20 protein-coding genes, 1 tRNA gene and 1 pseudogene are annotated in these 21,532 nt (G+C 64.3%); 12 read left to right on the forward strand and 10 right to left on the reverse strand.

The window, feature by feature from the left end; genetic code table 11:
- Positions 1 to 19 precede the first annotated feature (19 nt).
- The gene (locus tag B6S01_RS09610) at positions 20 to 730 is read left to right on the forward strand and encodes a Crp/Fnr family transcriptional regulator (RefSeq protein WP_231567924.1); all 711 of its coding nucleotides are present in this window, start codon (positions 20 to 22) and stop codon (positions 728 to 730) included.
- 47 nt (positions 731 to 777) lie between these two features.
- Here B6S01_RS09610 and B6S01_RS09615 read toward each other — a convergent pair.
- Positions 778 to 852: transfer RNA gene (locus B6S01_RS09615), tRNA-Thr, on the reverse strand.
- 112 nt (positions 853 to 964) lie between these two features.
- Between B6S01_RS09615 and B6S01_RS21340 the strand changes: the two genes are divergently transcribed.
- The gene (locus B6S01_RS21340) at positions 965 to 1,102 is read left to right on the forward strand and encodes a hypothetical protein (protein ID WP_169802862.1); all 138 of its coding nucleotides are present in this window, start codon (positions 965 to 967) and stop codon (positions 1,100 to 1,102) included.
- A 7-nt stretch (positions 1,103 to 1,109) separates the two neighbouring features.
- On the opposite strand, the gene B6S01_RS09625 is transcribed toward B6S01_RS21340, so the two are convergent.
- A complete protein-coding gene (locus B6S01_RS09625) occupies positions 1,110 to 2,891 on the reverse strand; it encodes an aminopeptidase P family protein (RefSeq protein ID WP_037462990.1) in 1,782 nt (593 codons plus the stop codon).
- A 107-nt stretch (positions 2,892 to 2,998) separates the two neighbouring features.
- Between B6S01_RS09625 and B6S01_RS09630 the strand changes: the two genes are divergently transcribed.
- The 3 genes from B6S01_RS09630 (at position 2,999) to B6S01_RS09640 (ending at position 6,134) form a co-directional block, all read left to right on the forward strand.
- Positions 2,999 to 5,059: a S9 family peptidase gene (locus B6S01_RS09630; protein WP_037462923.1), complete on the forward strand. Its 2,061-nt coding sequence runs from the start codon at positions 2,999 to 3,001 to the stop codon at positions 5,057 to 5,059.
- 100 nt (positions 5,060 to 5,159) lie between these two features.
- The gene (locus B6S01_RS09635) at positions 5,160 to 5,558 is read left to right on the forward strand and encodes an acyl-CoA thioesterase (RefSeq protein WP_037462921.1); all 399 of its coding nucleotides are present in this window, start codon (positions 5,160 to 5,162) and stop codon (positions 5,556 to 5,558) included.
- A gap of 90 nt (positions 5,559 to 5,648) precedes the next feature.
- Positions 5,649 to 6,134 carry a hypothetical protein gene (locus tag B6S01_RS09640; RefSeq protein WP_231567923.1) on the forward strand — a complete coding sequence of 162 codons (486 nt, stop codon included), beginning with the start codon at positions 5,649 to 5,651 and terminating at the stop codon, positions 6,132 to 6,134.
- Between the two features lie 40 nt (positions 6,135 to 6,174).
- Here the strand turns inward: B6S01_RS09640 and B6S01_RS09645 are convergent, their stop codons facing one another.
- The 6 genes from B6S01_RS09645 to B6S01_RS09670 all read right to left on the reverse strand — a co-directional run bounded on the left by B6S01_RS09645 (position 6,175) and on the right by B6S01_RS09670 (position 11,721).
- Complete coding sequence (locus tag B6S01_RS09645; RefSeq protein WP_037462919.1) at positions 6,175 to 6,453, reverse strand: hypothetical protein; 279 nt, start codon at positions 6,451 to 6,453, stop codon at positions 6,175 to 6,177.
- A gap of 7 nt (positions 6,454 to 6,460) precedes the next feature.
- Positions 6,461 to 8,317 carry an ABCB family ABC transporter ATP-binding protein/permease gene (locus B6S01_RS09650; RefSeq protein WP_037462917.1) on the reverse strand — a complete coding sequence of 619 codons (1,857 nt, stop codon included), beginning with the start codon at positions 8,315 to 8,317 and terminating at the stop codon, positions 6,461 to 6,463.
- A gap of 108 nt (positions 8,318 to 8,425) precedes the next feature.
- Positions 8,426 to 9,265: a 2,3,4,5-tetrahydropyridine-2,6-dicarboxylate N-succinyltransferase gene (gene dapD, locus B6S01_RS09655; RefSeq protein ID WP_037462915.1), complete on the reverse strand. Its 840-nt coding sequence runs from the start codon at positions 9,263 to 9,265 to the stop codon at positions 8,426 to 8,428.
- Positions 9,262 to 9,933, reverse strand: coding sequence for a pyrimidine 5'-nucleotidase (locus tag B6S01_RS09660; protein WP_037462913.1), 672 nt, complete (start codon positions 9,931 to 9,933; stop codon positions 9,262 to 9,264). Before B6S01_RS09660 ends, dapD begins: the two co-directional genes overlap by 4 nt.
- A gap of 171 nt (positions 9,934 to 10,104) precedes the next feature.
- Positions 10,105 to 10,983, reverse strand: coding sequence for an LOG family protein (locus B6S01_RS09665; RefSeq protein WP_037462910.1), 879 nt, complete (start codon positions 10,981 to 10,983; stop codon positions 10,105 to 10,107).
- A 42-nt stretch (positions 10,984 to 11,025) separates the two neighbouring features.
- Positions 11,026 to 11,721, reverse strand: a complete 696-nt coding sequence (locus B6S01_RS09670) for an extensin family protein (protein ID WP_037462909.1) — start codon at positions 11,719 to 11,721, stop codon at positions 11,026 to 11,028.
- Positions 11,722 to 11,881: 160 nt separating this feature from the next.
- On the opposite strand from B6S01_RS09670, the gene B6S01_RS09675 reads away from it, so the two are divergent.
- From B6S01_RS09675 to B6S01_RS09705, 7 genes and pseudogenes are all read left to right on the forward strand, one after another.
- Complete coding sequence (locus tag B6S01_RS09675) at positions 11,882 to 13,045, forward strand: phosphoserine transaminase (protein ID WP_037462908.1); 1,164 nt, start codon at positions 11,882 to 11,884, stop codon at positions 13,043 to 13,045.
- A gap of 122 nt (positions 13,046 to 13,167) precedes the next feature.
- Positions 13,168 to 14,748 carry a phosphoglycerate dehydrogenase gene (gene serA / locus B6S01_RS09680; RefSeq protein ID WP_037462906.1) on the forward strand — a complete coding sequence of 527 codons (1,581 nt, stop codon included), beginning with the start codon at positions 13,168 to 13,170 and terminating at the stop codon, positions 14,746 to 14,748.
- 56 nt (positions 14,749 to 14,804) lie between these two features.
- Positions 14,805 to 15,194: an endonuclease domain-containing protein gene (locus tag B6S01_RS09685; RefSeq protein WP_094182611.1), complete on the forward strand. Its 390-nt coding sequence runs from the start codon at positions 14,805 to 14,807 to the stop codon at positions 15,192 to 15,194.
- Positions 15,194 to 16,323: pseudogene (locus B6S01_RS09690) on the forward strand (ATP phosphoribosyltransferase regulatory subunit). The gene B6S01_RS09685 and the pseudogene B6S01_RS09690 overlap by 1 nt, the downstream one beginning before the upstream one ends.
- 131 nt (positions 16,324 to 16,454) lie before the next feature.
- The gene (locus B6S01_RS09695) at positions 16,455 to 17,744 is read left to right on the forward strand and encodes an adenylosuccinate synthase (RefSeq protein WP_037462903.1); all 1,290 of its coding nucleotides are present in this window, start codon (positions 16,455 to 16,457) and stop codon (positions 17,742 to 17,744) included.
- 5 nt (positions 17,745 to 17,749) lie between these two features.
- Positions 17,750 to 17,932, forward strand: coding sequence for a hypothetical protein (locus tag B6S01_RS09700; RefSeq protein ID WP_037462902.1), 183 nt, complete (start codon positions 17,750 to 17,752; stop codon positions 17,930 to 17,932).
- A gap of 163 nt (positions 17,933 to 18,095) precedes the next feature.
- Positions 18,096 to 18,665, forward strand: coding sequence for an NADPH-dependent FMN reductase (locus tag B6S01_RS09705; protein ID WP_037462901.1), 570 nt, complete (start codon positions 18,096 to 18,098; stop codon positions 18,663 to 18,665).
- Between the two features lie 30 nt (positions 18,666 to 18,695).
- On the opposite strand, the gene B6S01_RS09710 is transcribed toward B6S01_RS09705, so the two are convergent.
- Both B6S01_RS09710 and B6S01_RS09715 read right to left on the reverse strand, forming a co-directional pair.
- Entirely contained in the window at positions 18,696 to 19,949 is a 1,254-nt protein-coding gene (locus tag B6S01_RS09710; protein WP_094182638.1) for a dicarboxylate/amino acid:cation symporter, read from the reverse strand.
- A 161-nt stretch (positions 19,950 to 20,110) separates the two neighbouring features.
- Positions 20,111 to 21,442 carry a dicarboxylate/amino acid:cation symporter gene (locus B6S01_RS09715; RefSeq protein ID WP_037462898.1) on the reverse strand — a complete coding sequence of 444 codons (1,332 nt, stop codon included), beginning with the start codon at positions 21,440 to 21,442 and terminating at the stop codon, positions 20,111 to 20,113.
- Positions 21,443 to 21,532: the final 90 nt, after the last annotated feature.

Consider the following 21,532-nt stretch of genomic DNA (forward strand, 5'->3'; position numbering starts at 1 on the left):
GGCTCTCCCGCGAGCAAGATTGACCGAATTTCGTTCGCCCAGCCCGGCGGAGCTGGCGATTCTTGCCAGTCTGGCAGGGCCGGTGCAGTCCGTGGCGCGCCATCGCACGATCCGGCGTGAAGGAGACCGCCCTCAATCGGTCTACATGCTGGTCGAAGGATGGGTGTTGAGCAGCATCACGCTTGCCGATGGCAGCCGCCAGATATTGAAGGTCCACCTGCCCGGAGACATACTCGGCGCGCCCAGCATCGCGCTGGATCGCGCGGCGGAGACGCTGACCGCGCTGACCCCGACGAGGCTGCGGACGATAGGCCTTTCAGCGCTTGGCGGCCTGTTTACGCGCGCTCCGCATCTGGCCGCGCTGCTGTTTCTTAGCGCCCAGCAGGAACGGGTGATCCTGATGGACCGGCTCTGTTCGATCGGGCGGACCTCGGCGGAATGCCGCCTGGCCGCCTTTCTCGTGCATCTCCACGATCGGCTGAAACTCATCACGCCTGACGTCGGCGCGCGGTTCGATCATCCGCTGACGCAGGAACAGATTGGCGACATCATCGGCCTGACCGCGGTCCATGTGAACCGGGTATTTCGTGCGTTGGAGGACAGGAAGCTGATCCTGCGTGAAGGCCACGGCATCGAACTGCTCGACATGGCCGCCTTGCGCAAGCTCAGCGGCGTTCCTGCAAGAACGCTGGCGCAGGACCTCAGCTGGCTACCCAAACCGCTCGACTGACGCGGCGGCCCGCCTTCATCTGTTGATCGGGAAGGGGGGAGGGGAAATGGTGCTGCCGGCGAGGATTGAACTCGCGACCTCAGCCTTACCAAGGATGCGCTCTACCACTGAGCTACGGCAGCACTTTCACCATCCGCAGGGCCTTTCGGCTTGCGGAGCCGGGCCTATGGCCGCGCGCGTCCGGCTTGTCAAGGCGGGTTGCGGCGGGCGGCGCAATTTGGCTATGGCGCGGGCATGACAAGCGGGCAGGATGATCGCAAGGCACGGCTGGCGCAGGCGCTGCGCGACAATCTGCGCCGCCGAAAGGCGCAGGCGCGTGAGAGCGTGAACGACCCCGCGCCTGCGGATCCAAAGCCCAGGCAGGACGATTAGACCATATTCACAGGGGCGCGCAGGCCGCCGTCAGCCATGCCAGCGCATCGCCCTCCAGTTGCGACCCCACTATCTCCACCACCTTCGCATGATAGGCGTCGATCCACGCCCGTTCATCGCCGGTGAGCAGGCCAACCGCGATAGCGTTGCGGTCGATCGGCGCAAAGGTCAGCGTCTCGAAGCCCAGCATCTCCCGCTCGGCCCCCGGCACCTCGCGCGGTTCGACCAGCACCAGATTTTCGATGCGGATGCCATATTCGCCGGTCTTGTAATAGCCCGGCTCGTTGGACAGGATCATGCCGGGTTGCAGCGGTTCGTCGCCGCCGCCAAAGGTCGCGATACGCTGCGGCCCTTCATGCACCGACAGGAAACTGCCGACGCCATGACCGGTGCCATGGGCGTAATCCAGCCCCTCGGCCCACAGGAACTGGCGCGCCAGCACATCAAGCTGGCTCCCTCGCGTGCCCGCCGGAAATTGCGTCCGGGCCAGCGCGATATTCCCTTTCAGCACCAGGCTGAAGCGGCGCTTCATCTCCTCGGTCGGCGTCCCGATGGCGATGGTGCGGGTGACGTCCGTCGTGCCATCGCGATACTGGCCGCCCGAATCGACCAGATAGAAGGAACCCGGCTCGATCCGCCGGTTGGTCTTTTCCTCGACCCGGTAATGCACCACCGCGCCATTGGGGCCTGCGCCGCTGATCGTGTCGAACGACAGATCCTCCAGCAGCCCGGTATCTCTGCGGAACGCCTCCAGCCGGGCAGCGGCGGTCAGTTCATCGATACCGCCCGCAGGCGCTTCGACTGCGATCCAATGCAGGAAGCGGGACAGGGCGGCCCCATCGCGCGCCTGCGCCGCCTTGTGCCCCGCGATTTCGACGGGGTTCTTGATCGCCTTGGGCAGGACGGCGGGATCGCGCAGCGGCAGCACTTTTGCGCCGCCCGCCTCCAACGCTTCGAAGATCGCCGCCACTGCCCGCTCCGGGTCCGCCGCCACCGTCTTTCCCGTAAAGCCCTTCAACGCTTCGGCAAAATCGACCCGTGGATGCACGCGGACGGCATTGCCCAGATGCTGCACGACCGTTTCGTCGATCTTTTCCGGCGCAACATACAGGTCCGCCGTCGCGTCGGCATGTACGATGGCATAGGCCAGCGCGACCGGCGTGCGCGCAACATCCTTGCCCCGGATGTTGAATGTCCAGGCAATGGAATCCAGTGCGGACAGCACTACCGCATCGGCCTTCCGCACCGTCAGCCAGTCGGCCATCGCCTGCCGTTTTTCCGCCGCGCTCTGCCCGGCATGGCGTTCCTCATGCACTACCAGCCGCGCGTCGCTGGGCGCGGGCCGGTCCGGCCAGACCGCATCGACGGGATTGCTATCCACCGCCACCAGCCGCGCCCCGCGTTCCGTCAGCGCTTCGCCAGCCGCCTTCACCCATGCGCGGGTGTGCAGCCACGGATCATAGCCGATCCGCCCACCTTCGGGCGCATGGGCGCCAAGCCAGGCCGCAACCGATGTCTGCGGCACGCTTTCATACCGCCAATGCGCGCCATCCACCTGCTCGCGCACCTGCAACGTGTAGCGCCCATCGACAAAGATCGCCGCTTCCTCCGGCAGCACCACCGCGCTGCCCGCCGACCCCTGAAACCCCGTCAGCCAGGCGAGGCGCTGGGCATAGGCGCCGACATATTCGCTCATATGCTCGTCGGTCAGCGGCACGACGAACCCATCCAATTGCACGCGCACCAGTTGGGCGCGCAGGGCGTTCAGACGGTCTTGATAGGTGGACATCGCAATTCCCTTGATACACAGCCCTTGCGCAAGGCGCTTCACCGCCAACATAAGCAGGCAAATGCGCTTATGCCAGCACATCACCCGATCGAGAATCTGGACTTTGAATGACCGCAAACAACACGCCTCCCTCCGCCGCCCGCCGTCCGCACAGCTTCACTCGCCACGGCATTACGGTGGACGATCCATGGGCGTGGCTGCGCGATCCTGGCTATCCTGAGGTCAAGGACAAGGATGTCCTGGCCTATCTGGAGGCGGAGAACGCCTTTTTCGAAAGCGCGATGCAGCCGCACAAGGCGCTGACCGACGGCCTGTTCGCGGAAATGAAGGGCCGCATCAAGGAAGACGACAGCTCCGTCCCGCAGAAGGATGGCGACTATGTCTACTGGCGCGCCTTCGAAACCGGCGCGCAATATCGCAAATGGTATCGCCGTCCCGTGGCTGGCGGGGACGATCAACTGATCCTCGATGAGCCGTCGCTGGCCGAGGGACATGACTATTTCCGCCTCGGCGCTTTGTCGGTAAGCCCCGATGGCCGCTATCTCGCCTACGCCATCGACAATGACGGGTCGGAACGGTTCGAGGCGCGGATCAAGGATCTGTTCACCGGCGAAATCCTGCCGGAGGTCATCCCCGACACCCTGTCGTCGCTGGTGTGGACCAGCGACAGCAAGGGGCTGCTCTATGGCGTCGCCAACGACCAGTGGCGCACCGACAATGCGCGGCTGCACTGGCTTGGGCAGCCGGTCGACAGCGATGTCGAGCTGTTCCACGAGGATGATGACGGCTTTCGCGTATCGGTGGGCCTCACCTCATCGGAAAAATGGATCGTGATCGCGACCGGCGATCATGTGACGACCGAAAGCTGGCTGCTGCCCGCCGACAATCCGCTGGCCGAGCCTTTGCTGATTTCCGCGCGCAAGCCCGGCCGCGAATATGATGTCGATGAGCATGAAGGCACGCTCTATATCCGCACCAACGACATCCACCCCAATTTCCGGTTGGTAAAGGCATCGCTGGCGGCGCCGGCGCAATGGGAGGAAGTGATCGCGCCGGACGCGCATTTCTACCTGACCGATTTCACCCTGTTCAAGGGCTTCTACGTCACCGAAGGGCGGCAGGACGGCCTCGACCAGATCGAGTTGCGCGATTACGCGACGCATTCGGCCAAGCGCCTGTCCTTCCCGGAGGCCAGCTATTCCGCATCGCTCGACGACAATCCCGAATATGATGTGACGAAACTGCGCATCGGCTATGAATCGATGGTCACGCCCGACACCATCTATGACTATGATCTGGCGACCGGCGAGATGGAAGTGCTCAAGGTTCAGGAAATCCCTTCGGGCTATGACGCGACCCGTTACGCGACCGAACGGCTGATGGTGCCCGCGCGCGACGGCACGCCGATCCCGGTGTCGATCGTCTACCCGAAGGATTTGCCCCGCGACGGCAGCGCGCCACTGCACCTCTATGGCTATGGCGCTTACGGCATCGCGATGGAGCCGGGCTTTTCGACTGGCCGCCTGTCCTTGCTGGATCGTGGCTTCGCCTTCGCCCTCGCCCATATTCGCGGCGGCGATGATCTTGGCCAGCAATGGTATCTGGACGGCAAGCTCGACAAGCGCAGCAACACGTTCAACGATTTCGTCGATGTGGCGAAGGGCCTGATCGAGCGCGGCTACACATCGAAAGGCCGGATCAGCATTTCCGGCGGATCGGCGGGCGGCGAGCTGATGGGGGCCGTCATTAACAGCGATCCCGACCTGTGGGGCGCGGTAGTGGCGCATGTGCCCTTCGTCGATGTGCTGAACACCATGCTGGACGAAACGCTGCCGCTGACGCCGGGCGAATGGCCCGAATGGGGCAATCCGATAGAGGACAAGGCGGCGTTCGAGACGATCCTGTCCTACGATCCCTACTGCAATGTGAAGGCGCAATCCTATCCGCCGCTGCTGGTGACGGCTGGCCTTAACGATCCGCGCGTCACCTATTGGGAACCGGCCAAATGGGTGGCTAAGCTGCGTTCGGCCAAGACCGACGACAACATCCTGCTGCTCAAGACCAATATGGGCGCGGGCCATGGCGGCAAGTCGGGCCGCTTTGAAAGCCTGCAGGAAACCGCGGAGGAATTTGCCTTCATCCTCTGGCAGATGGGCGTGGCGGAGTGAGCATGTCTCACTCTCCCACGCTCGCCCTGAGCCTGTCGAAGCGCGCTTTGCCGATACAGGGGAAGTGCTTCGACAAGCTCAGCCCAAACGGAAACGAGTAATGTCCTCCACCTACACCACGCACATCACCGCAGGCCCCGAGCATATCGACATATTGGGCCATGTGAACAACGCGGTCTGGGTGCAGTGGATGGAGCAGGTCGCGACCGAACATTGGACGCGTGACGCAGCGCCGGAACATCTCGATGCCTATATCTGGGTCGTGACCCGGCATGAAATCGACTATCGCGGCAATGTGAAGCAGGGCGAAACCGTTACCGCGCGCAGCTGGATTCCGCAAGGTCCGCGTGGCGCGCGTTTCGACCGGCACATGGAATTTATCGGCCCCGATGGAAAGGTGAAGGTCGCGGCCAAATCCACCTGGGCTATCATCGACAAGGAAACGGGCCGCATCCTGCGCGTGCCCCCGGATGTCGCCGCGCCATTTCTGGCCGACTGACAGATAGTTGGCTTCCCTCCGGCCACTACGCATGCGGAACCTGGCCGTTGAAGGCACGTTACCCCGCTCTCAACAATGACAGGAGAGCATATGCGTAAATTTGGCTTTTCCATGAGCGTCATCGCCGCCGCTTCCGCGCTGTTCATCGCCAGCGGTCCGGCGTTCGCAGGTGACGAAGAACGCGCGCTCAAGGCCATCGCACAAGCGCAGGGCAAGATCGACGCCGCAACCAAGCTGACGACCGGGCAGGTCGATCCGGCCGTTCTCGCCCAGGCTCAGGCCTCGCTCCGTCTCGCGCAGGAAAAGCTCAAGAGCGGCAAGGAACAGGACGCCATCACCGCCGCCGTCGAAGCGCAGGGCTTTGCCGACACCGCCATCGGCCAGAGCCAGGCGAACGCGCAAACCGACGCGCAGGTTCAGGCATCGACCGCCGCCGCCGCGCAGCAGGACGCCGCCGCCGCCAACCTGCGCGCTGACGCGGCTGCCCGCGCCGCTGCTTCTGCCGCAGCCGATGCGCGCGCCGCCCGCGCCTCGGTCGTCGAAAAGACGACGACCACCACCGTCACCAGTCGCTGACATAAAGGGGCGGCTCCCCTTTGCAGGAGCCGCCTCCCGGTCAGAAGATGCCGACCGCGCCTTGCGCCCAGACGATCATGACGAACAGCAGCAAACCGCCGCCCAGCAGAACGCGCCATCGCCGGTCCTGAATGAAGCGCGCCGCCAGTTGATACCCGCCGACCGCGCCGCCCAGCAGCCCGGCCGCCACCGCAAAGTCGAATCCGGTCCAGCGCACCTCGTCCGTGAATCGCATCGCGACAAGCGGGGTCAGCAGGATCAGCGCGATCATTATCCATGGCGCCACCCGCCAGATTCGCCTGCCCATGCTGTCCATCATCTGTCCTTCAATGCACGGACGTCGCGGGTTCAGCCCCATCATAGTCCAGAATGTCAGGATCGGCGCCGCCCTCGGTTCGCTCCGATGCCTGGCGCGTCCACATGACGGCATATAGGCCGTCCGCCTGAACCAGGTCCGAATGGCGTCCGCGCTCCACGATCCTGCCCTGATCCAGCACGATGATCTCGTCAGCATCCACCACGGTAGACAGGCGGTGCGCGACGACCAGCGTCGTCCTCTTGCGCGATATGTCGCGCAGCACGGTCTGGATCTCGGTCTCTGTCCGGCTGTCGAGCGCGCTCGTCGCCTCGTCCAGCACCAGTACCGGCGGATCTTTCAATAGTGTCCGGGCGATCGCCACGCGCTGCTTCTCGCCGCCTGACAGCTTCAACCCGCGCTCGCCTACCCGCGTGTCATAGCCCTGCGGCAGGCGCATGATGAAATCATGGATGGACGCGGCGCGCGCGGCCTGCTCGATTTCGGCCTGGCTGGCGTCTGCCCGTCCATAGCCGATATTATAGCCGACCGTGTCGTTGAACAGCACCATGTCCTGCGGCACGATCCCGATGGCGGCGCGCAGCGACGCCTGGGTCACGCGCGCAATGTCCTGCCCGTCGATCAGGATGCGCCCCGCCTGAATGTCGTAGAATCGGAACAGCGTTCGCGCGATGGTGGACTTGCCCGCGCCCGACGGCCCCACAATCGCCAGCGTCTTGCCGGCTGGCACCGTGAAGCTCACATCATGCAGAATCTCGCGGTCGGGGTCGTAGCCAAAGCGCACATGCTCGAAACGCACCTCGCCGCCACGCGGCTGGAGCATGGGCGCGTCGGGCACATCGCTGATCTCGGCCGGCGTATCGATCAGCTTGTACATCGCCTCCATGTCGATGACGCCCTGCCGGATCGTGCGATAGACCATGCCCAGCAGGTCGAGCGGGCGAAACAGCTGGGCCAGCAGGGTATTCACCAGCACTACGTCGCCGGTGGTGAAGATGCCCCGGCTCCAACCCCACACGGTATAGCCCATGGCCCCGGCCATCATCAGGTTCGTGATCAGCGACTGGCCGACATTCAGCCAGGCCAGGCTGTTTTCCGATTTCACCGCCGCTTCGGCATAGCGGCGCATCGCATTGCCATAGCGCGCGGCCTCGCGCTCCTCCGCGCCGAAATATTTGACCGTCTCGAAATTCAGCAGGCTGTCGACGGCGTGGGCGACGGCATTGGTGTCCATGTCCACCATGTCGCGCCGCAACTGATTGCGCCATTCGGTGATGGTGCGCGTGAACCAGATATACAGGGCGACCATCGCCAGCGTCGCCGCAACCAGCTCCGCCCCGAACTTCACGAAAAAGATGACGCACACCGCCGCCAGTTCCAGCACCGTTGGCGCGATGTTGAACAGCAGGAAATACAGCATCGTGTCGATGCTCTTGGTCCCGCGCTCCACGATCTTGGTGACAGCCCCGGTCCGCCGGTCGAGGTGAAAGCGCAGCGACAGCCGGTGCAGATGGACGAACACGTCGTCCGACAATCGCCGCCCGGCTTCCTGCCCGACCCGTTCGAACACGGCGTTGCGCAGATTGTCGAACAGCACGCTGCCAAAACGCGCGCCCGCATAGGCGACGACCAGCGCGATGGCGAGGCCGGCGGCAGGCTCCAGCCCCGGCGTCATGCGATCAATCGCGCCCTTATAGGCGAACGGCATGGCCAGGCTGATGACCTTGGCCATCACCACCAGGATCATGGCGATAGCCACGCGCCGCCGCAGCGCGGGGGCGTCAGCAGGCCACAGATAGGGCAGAAACCGCCTTAAAGTCGCCCAGACAGGCGGAAGGGGTGTGTCGTCGGGGGTGGATGGCGGCATGCGCGCTATGTAGGCGAATGCCGCCGATCTTATAAGCCCCTCCCTTTCAAGGGAGAGGGAAGGCGTGGGGGCGAGAGCAGCAAGCGCGCCCCCACAGGCCAATCCGGATCAGTCGCGCAGCAGTTCGTTGATCCCGGTCTTGGACCGCGTCTGTGCGTCCACGCGCTTCACGATCACCGCGCAATAGAGGCTCGGTCCCGGCGTGCCGTCGGGCAGCGGCTTGCCGGGCAGGCTGCCGGGCACGACCACCGAATAGGGCGGCACTTCGCCCATGAAGACCTCGCCAGTGGCGCGATCGACGATCTTGGTCGACTGGCCGATGAACACGCCCATCGACAGCACCGATCCCTTGCCGATGCGCACGCCCTCGACCACTTCGGACCGCGCGCCGATGAAACAATCGTCCTCGATGATGACGGGATCGGCCTGCAACGGTTCCAGCACGCCGCCAATACCGACGCCGCCCGACAGGTGAACATTCTTGCCGATCTGCGCGCAACTGCCCACCGTCACCCAGGTATCGACCATCGTGCCTTCATCGACGAAAGCGCCGATGTTGACGAAGCTGGGCATCAGGATGACGTTCTTCGCAATGTGCGACCCGGCGCGGGCGAAGCTGCCCGGCACCGCACGGAAACCGGCGGCGCGGAAAGCCGCTTCGTCCCAGCCGGCGAACTTGCTCGGCACCTTGTCCCACCAATGGCCCGCGCCCGGTCCATTGTCGATCATGACATTGTCATTGAGGCGAAACGACAGCAGCACCGCCTTTTTCGCCCACTGATTGACCTGCCAGCCGCCGCTTGCGGGTTCCGCAACGCGCAGTTCGCCCTTGTCCAGCATGGCCAGCGCCTTGTCCACGGCCTGGCGCACTTCGCCCTGGGTGGACACGCTCACATTGGCCCGGTCTTCCCAGGCGGCGTCGATGGTGGCGATCAGATCTTGGCTCATGGCTTTTCCCCAATGATGTCGGCCAGGAATGGCGTCAGATGGTCGGTTTCGAAATCGATAAAATCTGGGTGATGCTCGTGATTGCCCGCTTCTGACCCGTTGTTCACCCAGATGGTGGACATGCCGATCGCCTTGGCGGGCTTCAGGTTGCGCGCCATATCCTCGAAAAAGGCGGCGCGCGTTGGATCGACGCCATGCACGCGGCACAGCTCCGCATAGCCTGACGGATCGGGCTTGGGCACATATTGGCAGGCATGGATGTCGTGGATCAGCTCGAACGCGCCCGCAAGGCCCAGCTTGTCCAGCACGCGCCCCGCATAAGCCGCATCGCCATTGGTGAAGATCAGCCGCCGCCCCGGCAGCGCGGCGATATGGGCATTGAGCGCCTCATCGACCTCCAGCCGGTCCATCGAGATATCATGGACATAGTCGAGGAATTCGCGCGGCTCGATGTCATGATGGCGCATCAGCCCGGACAGCGTCGTCCCATGCTCCATGAAATAGCGTTTCTGCGTCTCTCGCGCGACATGCGGGTCGCAGCCCAGCAGGGCCTGGACGAACTCCCCCATCTTGACGTCGATCAGGGCGAACAGGTCCGCCTTCGCCGGGTACAGCGTATTGTCCAGATCGAAGATCCAGCAATCGACATGGGCAAGCTCTGCGCGCATGGCCGCGCCCTAATAGCGTGCGACGAGTAGGGCAAGGGAATGCCTGCCAAGACTCTACCGCGAAGCGATCTAAATCTCCTTCTCTGCGTCCTCTGCGCCTCTGCGCGCAAAAATTGTTCGCGCAGAGGCGCAGAGGACGCAGAGATTCATAAAGAGGCTGCACCGCTACGTTCAGCTACATCCAGGCGTCTCGATATCCTCATAAAAGGCCTGCACCGCCGCCCAGGCTTCCTCGGCCGTCTCGACCCAGGTCAGCAGGTTCAGGTCCGAAGGCGAAATCACGCCCTCATCGGCAAGCGCCTTGAAATCCACTACCCGGTTCCAGAATTCCCGCCCGAACAGCAGAACCGGAATGGGCTTCATCTTGCCCGTCTGGATCAGCGTCAGCAGCTCGAACATCTCGTCGAACGTGCCGAACCCGCCCGGAAACACCGCCAATGCGCGCGCGCGCAACAGGAAGTGCATCTTGCGCAGCGCGAAATAGTGGAACTGAAAGCTCAATTCCGGCGTCACGAAGCGGTTGGGCGCCTGTTCATGCGGCAGCACGATGTTCATGCCGATGGTCTGCGCGCCCACATCCGCCGCGCCGCGATTGGCCGCTTCCATGATCGATGGCCCGCCGCCGGAGCAGACGACGAAATGGCGGCATCCCGCTTCGTTTACCGGATATTGCGCCGCGATCCGGGCCAGCTTGCGCGCCTCTTCATAATAGCGCGCCTTTTTCGCCAGATTTTCGGCGACCCGCCGCTGCTCGGGCGTGGTGGCGGCGTCGATCCGCGCCTGCGCCTGCTCGGGCTCTGGAATGCGCGCCGATCCGTAAAAGACGAAGGTGGAATCGATCCGCGCCTCGTCCATCAGCAGCTGGGGTTTCAGCAACTCCAGCTGGAACCGCACGGGCCGCAGATCCTCGCGCAGCAGGAACTCTGTGTCCTGAAAGGCGAGGCGGTAAGCCGTGCTGCTCGTCTGCGGGGTGTCGACCGCCCTGCGGGCGTCGTCGGCTTCCTGCCGGGCGGGGCGGAATTTGCGTTCTTCGATTTCTTTTCTTGTCATTACAGCCAACTTAGGGCGGGACGCGTCAAAACCCAAGGGCGCCTAGCGGCAAAAACCGCCAGACCCGCCCATGTCGAAATGAAAATGGTCGCGATGCGCGGCATTATAGTCAGGGCTCAGGACGGTTCGGAACCGCTTGCACGCGCTGGCCCGAACGATCTCCAGGAACTGCCGGGTCTGGCGGTCGCCATTCCACCCCTGCTCGATCGTGATCCGCCGCCCGTCCGACAGGACGAATGCGGATACGTCCACCGCATTGCTGAGCGCATGTTCGGACAGCTTGCCGCTGCCCGCGATCGGGCGGCAATTATAGGTGCCGAACGTCTCGATCTTCTCGATCTCCGCGCCCAGGATCAGCCGCGCCGCAGGCTGTACGCCATATCGCGTCCATGCCGCGAAGTTGGCCGCCAGATTGCATGTCATCGCCCCCAAATTGGTCGCGGGCACGCCGATGTCGAGCAGCTTGACGCTGCCTCTCGCGCTGCATCCGCCGCCGAAATTCTGATCGGGCAGGGGGGTGAAGAGGACGGATTGCGATTGCAGCTTCACCAGGCATTGCCGCAATTCCATGGACGGCTGCGCAAAGGAACCCTTGTTTTTGATCGGCTTGGACGGGCGCTCCACCCGCCCGCGCGGCACCAGATCGCCGCCACAGGACGCCAGCGCGAAACTCAGCGCCAGCAAACCCGCCCGCCCCAAACCGCGCACCGCCACTTTTCCCCAAGCCCGCTCTTTCATGATCAGCCATTTACCACGGCTCGCCGCTTTTTGGGTTAACGGGGGCAACGGTTCGTCGCATCCAGACATTCGGCTTGACTCTGGTCGAGCGATCTTTAGAGCGACCGCCGGGCCACGCGGTCCCAACGCCGCGCGTGCTCTCTGCAAGGAGAAGCATTACATGACTGAAGTTACTGCCGCCGACGCCACTCTTGCGCCCATCGCGGCCAAGCCCGCTACCAAGCCGGCCCGCCCCTTCTTTTCTTCCGGTCCCTGCGCCAAGCCTCCGGGCTGGAGCGCCGCTGCGCTCGCTTGCGATTCGCTGGGCCGCTCGCACCGTTCGAAAATCGGCAAGAACCGCCTCGCTTACTGCATCGACCTGATGCGCGAGCTGCTGAACCTGCCCGACACCCATCGCATCGGCATCGTGCCCGGTTCCGACACCGGCGCTTTTGAAATGGCGATGTGGACTATGCTGGGCGCCCGCCCGGTGACGACGCTGGCCTGGGAAAGCTTCGGCGAAGGCTGGGTGACGGACGCCGCCAAGCAGCTGAAGCTCGATCCCACCGTCATTCGCGCCGACTATGGCCAGTTGCCCGACCTTTCCACCGTCGATTTTTCGACCGACGTGCTGTTCACCTGGAACGGCACCACGTCGGGCGTGCGCGTGCCCAATGCGGACTGGATTCCGGCGGACCGCGAAGGGCTGACCTTCGCCGACGCCACCAGCGCGGTGTTCGCTTATCCGATCGATTGGGCCAAGATCGACGTCGCCACCTTCTCTTGGCAGAAGGTGCTGGGCGGAGAGGGCGGTCATGGCGTGCTGATCCTCGGCCCGCGCGCCGTCGAACGGCTCGAAACCTACACCCCCGCCTGGCCGCTGCCCAAGGTGTTCCGCCTCGTGTCGAAGGGCAAGCTCGCCGAGGGCGTGTTCAAGGGCGAAACGATCAACACCCCCTCCATGCTGGCGGTCGAGGACGCGATCTTCGCGCTCGAATGGGGCAAGTCGGTCGGCGGCGCTCAGGGCCTTATCGCTCGCAGCAACGCCAACGCGGCGGCGCTCGACAAGCTGGTTCAGGAACGCGACTGGCTCGGCCATCTCGCCGCCGATCCGGCGACTCGCTCGACCACCAGCGTCTGCCTGACGGTCGAGGGCGCGGATGAAGCCTTTATCAAGAGCTTCGCGGCCCTGCTGGAAAAGGAAGGCGCTGCCTTTGACGTCGCTGGTTATCGCGACGCCCCGGCTGGCCTGCGCATCTGGTGCGGCGCAACCGTGGACACCGCCGATATCCAGGCGCTCGGTCCCTGGCTCGACTGGGCCTACGCCACCGCCAAGGCTGGCTGACCCTTACCCCATTCACGTCACCCCGGCCTCGAGCCGGGGTCCCGCTTCTTCTTTCGTCTGCCCGCTGAGAGAGCGGGACCCCGGGTCAAGCCCGGGGTGACGGCAAAATCAGGACAAAATCCATGCCCAAGGTACTTATTTCCGACAAAATGGACCCCCGCGCTGCAGCGATCTTCCGTGATCGTGGCGTGGAAGTCGACGAAATCACCGGCAAGACCCCGGAAGAGCTAAAGGCGATCATCGGCCAATATGACGGCCTCGCCATCCGCAGCGCGACCAAGGTGACCAAGGAAATCCTGGACGCCGCGACCAATTTGAAGGTCATTGGCCGCGCTGGCATCGGCGTCGACAATGTCGACATTCCCGCCGCTTCGGCCAAGGGCGTGGTCGTTATGAACACTCCGTTCGGCAACTCCATCACCACCGCCGAACATGCCATCGCGCTGATGTTCGCGCTCGCCCGCCAGCTGCCCGAAGCCAACGCCCAGACCCAGCAGGGCCTGTGGCCCAAGAACGGCTTCATGGGCGTGGAAGTCACCGGCAAGACGCTGGGCCTGATCGGCGCGGGCAATATCGGCTCGATCGTCGCCAGCCGCGCGCTCGGCCTGAAGATGAAGGTCGTCGCCTTCGATCCCTTCCTCACCCCTGAACGCGCTGTCGAAATGGGCGTGGAAAAGGCTGACCTGGACACGCTGCTGGCAAAGGCGGACTTCATCACGCTGCACACGCCGCTGACCGACCAGACCCGCAACATCCTGAGCAAGGAAAACCTCGCCAAGACCAAAAAGGGCGTGCGCATCATAAACTGCGCGCGTGGCGGTCTGGTCGATGAAGCCGCTCTCAAGGAAGCGATGGATTCGGGCCATGTCGCTGGCGCGGCGCTCGACGTGTTCGTGCAGGAACCGGCCAAGGAATCGCCGCTGTTCGGTACGCCGGGCTTCATCTGCACCCCGCATCTGGGCGCATCGACCGACGAAGCGCAGGTGAACGTCGCGCTTCAGGTCGCCGAACAGCTCAGCGACTATCTGCTCGACGGCGGCATCACCAATGCGCTGAACGTGCCGTCGCTGTCGGCGGAGGAAGCGCCCAAGCTCAAGCCCTACATGGCGCTGGCCGAGGAATTGGGCAGCCTGGTGGGTCAGCTTGAAGGCGACCATGTGCAGGGCGTCTCGGTAGAGGTCGAAGGCCATGCCGCCGAACTCAACCAGAAGCCGATCACCGCTGCGGTGCTCGCTGGCCTGATGCGCGTCTATTCGGACACGGTGAACATGGTCAACGCGCCCTTCCTGGCGAAGGAACGCGGCCTTGACGTGCGCGAAGTGCGTCACGACCGCGAAGGCGACTATCAGACGCTCGTCCGCGTCACGGTAAAGACCGAGAGCGGCGACAAGTCGGTGGCCGGCACGCTGTTCGGCCATGGCAGCCCGCGTCTGGTCGAACTGTTCGGCATCAAGGTCGAAGCCGACCTCGAAGGGCATATGCTCTACATCGTCAATCAGGACGCGCCCGGCTTCATCGGCCGCCTCGGCTCGACGCTGGGCGAAGCGAATGTCAACATCGGCACCTTCCACCTCGGCCGCCGCAACCAGGGCGGCGAAGCCGTCCTGCTGCTCTCGGTCGATGGCGCCGTGAATGACGATGTGCTGAAAGCGATCTGCAACCTTGCGGGCGTCAAGACGGTGAAGCTTCTGAAGTTCGCGTAAGGCCCTAAAAGCCCTCCCCCCACTGGGGGGAGGGTTTGGGAGAGGGGGAAGCAATCGTGCGCCTTGATCCAAAGCTCAAGGAACGCGCGCGATCAATGCGCGCCAATCCCACCCCCGCCGAACAAAAACTCTGGCTCGCCCTCCGAGCCAATCGCTTCGAAAACCAGCAATTCACCCGTCAGTCGATCATCGCGCCTTATATCGTGGATTTCGCCTCCAAGGCCGCGAAACTCATCATAGAGATCGACGGGGATACACATTCCGCCAAAGATCGCTATGACGCGCGACGTACAGAGTTTCTGGAATCGCTAGGATATCGCGTGCTTCGTTTCGGCAACCCCGATGTGATGGGAAATATTGAGGGCATCTTGAGTGTGATAGCGCAGGCGTTGCGCCATTCCCCCTCTCCCCAGCCCTCCCCCCTAGGGGGGAGGGAGCAGGACTGATGACCATGATCCCCCCCGGCCTCCTTCCCGAAGGGCTATCCGACCGCCTGCCGCCGCAGGCCGAAGCCTCCGCGCGTCTGGCGCGCCGCGTGCTCGATACGGTCGCGGCGCACGGCTATGAGCGCGTCATGCCGCCGCTCGCGGAATTTGAGGACACGCTGGTCGGCCGCCTCAAATCCATGCGCGCGCAGGATCTCGTCCGCGCCGTCGATCCGGTCTCGCAGCGCAGCCTTGCGCTCCGCCCCGACGTGACGGCGCAGGTGGGCCGCATAGCCGCCACCCGCCTTGCCAGCGCCCCGCGTCCGCTGCGCCTGTCCTATGCAGGCCCGGTTATCCGCCTGCGCGCGAACCAGCTGCGCCCCGAGCGGGAGCGTCTGCAGGTCGGCGCTGAACTGATCGGCAGCGACAGCACCGCGGCCGCCGTCGAAATCGTCAATGTCGCGATAGAGGCGCTGCAGGCTGCTGGCGTCACCGGCCTGACCATCGACTTCACGCTCCCCGACCTGATCGACAGTCTCGCCGCAGGGCCGCTTCCCTTGGCGCTATCCGAGATTGAGGCCGTCCGCGCCGAACTGGATGGCAAGGATGCCGGCGCGCTTGCCGCGATCAGCCCCGCCGCCGCGGCCTATCTCCCGCTGATGGAGGCGACCGGCCCCTTCCACCCCGCCATGGAAAAGCTGGAAGCGCTGAACGCCCAACTGGGCGGCGCGATCGACAGCCGAATCGCAGGCCTGCGCGCCATCGCCAAGCCGATCGGCTGGGACATCACGCTGACGCTCGATCCCACCGAGCGGCACGGTTTTGAATATCAGAACTGGTTCGGCTTCTCGATCTTCGCGGATGGCTTCATCGGTGAAATCGGCCGGGGGGCAGCTACGCCATCACCCGCGCGGATGGTTCGGATGAACCCGCCATGGGCTTTTCCCTCTATCCCGACCCGCTGATCGACGCGGGCTTCGGCATGGAAAGCCCTCGCCGCCTGTTCCTGCCGCTTCACCATGACGAAAGTCGCGCCGCGCAACTTCGCGGGGAAGGCTGGCACACCGTCGCCGCGCTCACGCCGCAGGAAAATGGCGAGGCGCTGCGCTGCACGCATTGGCTGGACGGCGACAGCCCACGCGCCTACTAGACTTGACGCATAGGGGGGCGTGCGGCTAACGCGCGCCCCGCATCGGGCGAATGCGCCCATTGATCCCACCGGCATGCCGAGTCCCGTCGAAGGGCATGGCCGGTCCGCGCGGCGGGCGGAGGACTGTATCTGTGGCAAATGTTACCGTGATCGGCGCTCAGTGGGGCGACGAAGGCAAGGGCAAGATCGTCGACTGGCTGTCGGAACGCGCCGACGTCGTCGCTCGCTTCCAGGGTGGCCATAATGCCGGGCACACGCTGGTCGTGGGCGAAAAGGTCTACAAGCTCTCGCTGCTTCCCTCGGGCATCGTGCGCGGCACGCTGTCGGTCATCGGCAATGGCGTCGTCCTCGACCCCTGGCACTTCCGCGATGAAGTCGCCAAGCTCAAGGGGCAGGGGGTCGAGATCAATCCCGACAATCTCCAGATCGCAGAAACCTGCCCCCTCATCCTCCCCTTCCACCGCGACCTCGACGGCTTGCGCGAGGACGCATCGGGCGCGGGCAAGATCGGCACCACCCGCCGTGGCATTGGCCCGGCTTATGAGGACAAGGTTGGCCGCCGCGCCATCCGCGTCTGCGACCTCGCCCATCTCGACGATCTCGGCCCGCAGCTTGACCGCCTGACCGCACATCACGACGCCCTGCGCGCGGGCTTCAACGAAGCCCCGATCGACCGCGACGCCCTGATGGCGGAACTGCGCGACATCGCCAGCTTCATTCTGCCCTTCGTCAAGCCCGTCTGGCTCACGCTCAACAAGGCGAAGTCGGAGGGTAAACGCATCCTGTTCGAAGGTGCGCAGGGCACGCTGCTCGACATCGACCACGGCACCTATCCCTTCGTCACCTCGTCCAACACGGTCGCGGGCACGGCGGCGAGCGGCACCGGCCTCGGACCCAGTGGCGCAGGCTTCGTCCTCGCCATCGTCAAGGCCTACACCACGCGCGTCGGCTCCGGTCCCTTCCCGACCGAGCAGGAAAATGACGTCGGCCAGCGCCTTGGCGAACGCGGCCATGAATTTGGCACCGTGACTGGCCGCAAGCGCCGCTGCGGCTGGTTCGACGCCGTGCTGGTGCGCCAGTCGGTCGCGGTTTCCGGGGTCACCGGCATTGCGCTCACCAAGCTCGACGTTCTCGACGGCTTCGACACGCTGAAAATCTGCGTCGGATACAAGATCGGCGACCAGAGCTTCGACTATCTCCCCGCCCACGCCCAGGACCAGGCTAAGGCCGTGCCCGTCTACGAAGACATCGAGGGCTGGCAGGACACCACGGCGGGCGCGCGCAGCTGGGCCGACCTGCCGGCACAGGCGATCAAATATATTCGCCGCATCGAGGAACTGATCGGCTGCCCGGTTACGCTCGTCTCCACCAGCCCCGAGCGCGAGGACACCATCCTCGTGCGCGATCCCTTCGCGGATTGATCGCGATGGCCGGCGACCGCTTTGAGCGTCACAAGCAACCCTGGACTCAGGACGAGATCCAGAAGCTGCATACGCTCGCCAAGAAGGGCATGGCGCTGAAAGCGATCGCCAAGGCGCTGACCCGCAGCGAGGAATCGGTGAAAACCCGCGCCAAGCAGGACGGGCTTTCCATCGCCAAGCTGCGCTAGAGCCTCATCCCCCATGCGTCATGCCAGCGCAAGCTGGCATCTCATGCCCGAAGCTGTGCCCTTTGACCTGAGATGCCAGCGTCCGCTGGCATGACCGACTAGCGGGGGCTGGACGCCTGCCCTTCCCGATGCGACAATCCTTTGAACAGCAAGGGAGCCTGCCATGTCCCTCGACATACTCATCCTCTACGGCTCCTATCGCCGGGGCCGCATGGGCATCCGCCTTGCGGACTATCTCGTCACTGGCCTCAAGAATCTTGGTCACAAGGCCGAACTGGTCGATGCGATGGCGGTCGATCTGCCCATGCTCGACCAGCGTTACAGCGACTATTCGCCCGGAGAAGCGCCCGCCGCTATGGCCGCGCTGGCCGAACGCCTGACCGCCGCGGACGCCTTCGTCTTTGTCGCGGGCGAATATAATCGCGGGGTGCAGCCGGGCCTTAAAAATCTGGTCGATCATTATCTCAAGGAGTTCGACCGCCGCCCTGCCGCCATCGCCAGCTATTCGGCGGGCCGCTATGCCGGGGTGAACAGCCAAGCCAGCTGGACGGTGACGCTTTCCGCCATGGGCATGACCGTCGTTCCAGAGCGGCTGAGCGTCGGCCAGATCGGCCAGACGCTGGACGAACAGGGCAGGCCGCAGGGTGATGGTGGCGCGGCGCTCGATCGGGGCTTTGCGGGTTTTGCCAAAAACCTCATCTGGTGGGCGGAAGCGGCCAAGGCGGCGCGCTGATCCCCGCCGCATGCGAAGGGGCAGGGGGCCTCAGGCGACGGCCTCCTCCTGCTCCTCCTCCTCTCCCGCCGAAATCACGGTCGCAGCCACCAGGTCGCCGGTGACGTTCAGCGTCGTGCGGCACATGTCCAGGAAGCGATCGACCCCCAGCACCAGTCCAATGCCTTCGGGCGGCACGCCGACCATCCCCAGGATCATCGCGACCACCGGCAGCGACCCCGCCGGAACCCCCGCCGTGCCCACACCACCCAATATGCACACCAGCATGACCGTGATCTGCTGCGCCCAATCCAGCTCTATGCCGAAAAACTGCGCGAGGAAGAGGACGGTTATGCCCTCGAACATCGCCGTTCCGTTCTGATTGGCGGTGGCCCCGATGGTCAGCACGAATCGCGAAATGCGACGGGGCAGGTGCAATCGTTCTTCGGCCACCATGATCGCGGTTGGCAGCGTGGCGTTTGACGACGCCGTGGCGAAGGCCATGACTATCGCTTCCTGTGCGCTGGCGAAGAAACGCAGCGGCGATCGCCGCGCGATCAGGGCGAGCAGCAGCGAATAGACGCCGAACATCTGCAGCCCCAGCGCCAGCAGCACCACGCCGGCATAGGCCGACAGCCGCTCCAGCAATTCCCACCCGAACTGCGCGGCCAGGTTGAACATGAAGCAGGCGATGGCGATCGGGGCGATGCGGATGACCAGCCCCATCAGCCGCATGGTCACCTCGAACAGCCCTTCGACAGCCGTCAGCAGCACGCGCGTCCGTTCGGTGGGGACCAGCACCATGCCGATGCCGAAGAACAGCGCAAAGACCATGACGGCCAGAATGTCATTATTCGCCATCGCCCGGACGATGTTGTCCGGCACCATCGCCAGCAGCGCGTCCACGCCCTTGGGCGTCTCGCCGCCGCGCGCCAGGATCGCGCGCGCGCCGTCGCCCGCCTGGTCGAGCATCGCGCGCGCCTGCGCCGGGTCCACGCCCTCGCCGGGGCGCAGCCAGTTGACCAGCGTGATGCTGATGGCCACCGCGATGCTCGACACGATCAAGGTATAGGCCAGCGTTTTCAGGCCAACCCTTTGCAGCGACCGGATCTCGCCCATCTCGGCAATGCCGACGATCAGCGCCGAAACGAGCAGCGGGATCACCAGCATGAACAGCAGCCGCAGGAAAATCTGACCCACCGGCTCGGTTACATAGGTAGTGGCGAAATCGACCCACGCCGCATCCCGCGCGCCCGCATGGACGACAAGGCCCAGGATCAGCCCAACGAGAAAACCGGCCAGCATCTGCCATTGCAGCGAGAATGCGGCCTTCTTCTTCCCTTTCACAGGCTGCTCCCCATGCCGTCCTGACAGGACAACCGTTTAACTGCCGTAATGTTTCAGGGTCAATGGATCCCGCCCATGAAGCGCGGGCATCGCGTCAGGCCACATCGGCGAAGGGGGTGTCAGCCGTGCGGCCTGTCGTCCACCATGTCGCTCGCCAGTTCCAGACCGGCCCGGCCATGCGCGGCCGTATGGGTCGGCGCCTTGGGATGCGGCACATAATCCGGCTCCTCGACCTCCAGCATGCCTTCCCATTTGGTGATGACCGATGTCGCGATGGCGTTGCCCAGCACGTTGGTCGCGGTGCGGCCCATGTCCATGAAATGATCGACGGCCAGGATGAACGCGATGCCTTCCACCGGCAGGTCGAACTGGCCGAGTGTCGCCGCGACGACGACCAGCGAGGCGCGGGGCACGGCGGCGATGCCCTTGCTGGTCACCATCAGCACCAGCAGGATGGTGATCTGCGTCGCGATGGGCAGGTCGATGCCATAGGCCTGCGCGATGAAGATGGTGGCGAAGGTCGAATACATCATCGACCCGTCGAGGTTGAACGAATAGCCCAGCGGCAGCACGAAGCTGTAGATGCGCCGGGGCACGCCGAACCTGTCGAGCTGCTCCAGCATCTTGGGGTAGGCCGCTTCGGACGATGCGGTCGAAAAGGCGATCAGCAGCGGCTCGCGCACATATTTCAGCAGCTTGATCATCCGCCGCCCGAGGAACAGCGCTCCCGCGCAGCACAGCAATATCCACAGCGCGAACAGCGACAGGTAGAATTCGCCCACCAGTTCCCCGAAGGTCTTGAGCACGCCCAGCCCCTCGGTCGTGATTGCCGACGCCAGCGCGCCGAACACGGCGAAGGGCGCCACCCGCATGACATAGCCGGTGACCTGCAGCATCAGCTCGACCATCGCCTCGATCACCGTCACGATGGGCTTGCCCTTTTCCCCGATGGCGGTGAGCGCCACGCCGACGAACAGGGAAAAGACCACGATCTGCAGGATCGAATTTTCCGCCATTGCCCCGACCATGGAGGTCGGGAAAACGTGCAGGACGAAATCCCTGAAATTCAGCGCTTCGGTATTCACGCCCGAATCCGCGCCGCTGCGCACCAGGTTCAATCCTTCGCCGGGCGCGAAGAAATTGACGAAGATCAGGCCCAGCGTCAGCGAAATCAGGCTGGCGATGATGAACCATGCCAGCGCCCGCCCACCGATCCGTCCCAGCGCCGCGCTGTCGCCCATATGCGCAATGCCCGCGACCAGCGTGGAAAAGACCAGCGGCGCGATGATCATCTTGATGAGGTGCAGGAAGATGTCGGCCAGCAGGTGGAAATAACCCGCCACATCCTTGGCCAGAACCTTGTCACCGCCGACCCACAGATTGGCCGCGAAACCCGTAATCACCCCCAGCACCATGCCCGTCAGGATGAACGCCGTCAGTCGATTTCGCATGCAACCCCTCTAAGCCGTGCCCGGCGGGCACACCTGACAGGCGCCCGCGTGGCCGCCTATCCCATTGAACGAACGAGCGCCCCGATTCCG

Source organism: Sphingobium herbicidovorans (genome assembly GCF_002080435.1).
Taxonomy (GTDB): Bacteria; Pseudomonadota; Alphaproteobacteria; order Sphingomonadales; family Sphingomonadaceae; genus Sphingobium; species Sphingobium herbicidovorans.